Here is a 2,248-nt window from a genome sequence, read left to right on the forward strand (position 1 = left end):
ACTGCGGGCCACGCCTTCCATCAGGCGGTTCATGCCCCTCGCCATGTCGAGGAAGAACCCACTCCGGCCCTCGGTCGTCGCGCGGGTAGAGAAATCGCCGTCCGCAGCGGCGGACACCATGGCGTTGATCTCCCGTTCGGCGGCCAGCTCGTCGGTACGGTCACGCCATTCGCCCACCGAGCCAAGACGCTCGCCGGAGGCGCCGATGATCGGGCTGGTGACCACATCGAAAGTCCGCCCACCGATCTCCATCTGGGTGCGCGAAACAGCGCTCAGGCTGGCCAGGCGCGTCAGGGCAGCATCGGGATCAGGGTAGAGCCGGCCGATGCTGCTCCCAACGAAGTTGTCGGCGCTGAAGCCCGGCGCATGCAGGCGAATCTGATCTTCGATGCCACGGATCGTCTTCAGCAGCGCCGGGTTGGCGTAAATAACCCGGCCAGTGGTGTCAGCGATACGCACGTTGGTCTCGACGGTATCCAGGCCAACCTTGATCTGGGCCATCTCGTCGGCCACCAGGCGCGCCTCGGCGACGTCGAAGCCCAGGCGGGTCTGCATGGACTCGAGCCCGTCGAGCACCTGGCCGAGCTCGTCACGCCGGCCGATGTCCACGTGCGCCTTGAAGTTGCCCTGGGCAATCTGCTGGAACGCGGCGATCGCGCTCTTCAGCGGGCCGCCGATGCGGCGCACCAGCAGCCAGGTCAGCACAAGGGCAAAGGCCGCGGCGATGAGCACCCCGATGATGGTCATCGTCACCGTCTCGCGGAAGGTCACCCCCTCTTGCTGACTCTGAGCATCCGCCTGCTGGAGCTGATGCTCCTGCAGCTTGCGGACGCCCTCGGCCGCCGCCTTGAAGCGCGGATTGATCTCGGCCAGCACAAGACGGTTGGCCTCCTCGAAACGCCCGCCCAGCAGGGCCTCACGGACAGGCTTCAAGCCGCTGCCGATCAAGGCCGCTTCCGCTTCGGAGAAGCGGGCGAAGAGCGCCTGGTGGTCGGGGCTGGCCTTTGCCACATGCTCGGCGTAGGCCTGGCGCAGCCGCTCGGCCTCGAGCACGGATTTGTCGAGCGCATCGAGGTGGGCGCTCAGCGGATGGTCATGAAGCTTGCTGGCTGGATTCTCCGGTGCGTGCAACAGCGCCAGCAACGCCTGGGAACGCGCCTCACTCTGGGCGACGGCCAGGTCGGCCAGCGCAACCGCGGGCTTGAGGCGCTGTTGATACAGGCTTTCCGATGCGTCGTGGGCCTCGCCGACCTTCGAGACGCCGATGTAACCCTGGACCACGACGACCGCGGTCAGCGTCATCATGGCGAGCAAAAGCGAGGTGCGAACGGTGAGACCGGCCAACCCTCCCCGAAGGGCGCCAATCAGCCCACCCTTGACGACCTTGCCTTCGCGGATCGCCAGGCCACCGGCCTTGCCCTCGCGGAACAGCGCATAGGCCGCCTCCGCCGCCTGGATGTCGGCCTTTCTCGCCTTGCGACGCACCGACATATAGCCGGTGACCTGCCCGTTCTCGACGATGGGCGAGGCGTGCGCCTCGACCCAGTAGTAATCGCCGTTCTTGCAGCGGTTCTTGACCAGGCCGACCCACGGCCGCTGCGCCTTGAGGGAACGCCAGAAGTCCTCGAAGGCCTCCACGGGCATGTCGGGATGGCGCACGATGTTGTGCGCCTCGCCGATCAGCTCATCCTCGGTAAAGCCGCTGATCTGCAGGAAGTCTCGGTTGATGTAAGTGATTCGCCCCTTCAGATCGGTCTTCGAGACGATCAGGGTGTGCTCCTGCAGCTCGACTTCGTGCTGGGTTACAGGCAAATTGATTTTCATGTGATCTTCCTTCCAGGCCAGGCTTTCACGCTTGGGTCGCCGCCGCAGCCCTCCAGGCTCGCAATCGGCATGCTTCAGATTGATTATCCAGGGCGATACGCGCTCTCAATGAAACGCCGGGCCGCCCCAAGTTTCGTTGCCCCCACAGGGGGCGGGCGGGGCCAAGCCTGGCCTCGGGAGCCCTCAGAACTCTTCCCACTCCTCTTCGGCCAGGTTAGACGCCCGTTGCTGCTTGATCTTCGGCAATGGCGAGCCGATCTTTACGGCCTTGGTCTGACGTGTGGGGAGGGGCGTGACGCGCACGGCCGTCGGCTTCGGTGCAAGCTCACTGACAAACGGGCGGCCACCCTCTTTCGGCGCGGCCGCGCTGCCGTCGAGACGGAACAGCGATACGGACCGGACGAGCGACTGGGATTGCTCCTGC

Annotated in this window: 2 protein-coding genes; both read right to left on the reverse strand. The window is 65.5% G+C overall.

Annotation, left to right across the window (positions count from 1 at the left end; translation table 11 throughout):
• Positions 1-1,824, reverse strand: a 1,824-nt coding sequence (locus ZRA01_RS20100) for a PAS domain S-box protein (RefSeq protein WP_141355146.1), incomplete at its 3' end; no start/stop codon positions are given.
• Positions 1,825-2,007: 183 nt separating this feature from the next.
• The coding region (locus ZRA01_RS20685; protein ID WP_218028777.1) for a hypothetical protein at positions 2,008-2,248 on the reverse strand (241 nt) is incomplete at its 5' end.

Source organism: Zoogloea ramigera (genome assembly GCF_006539865.1).
Lineage (GTDB): Bacteria > Pseudomonadota > Gammaproteobacteria > Burkholderiales > Rhodocyclaceae > Zoogloea > Zoogloea ramigera.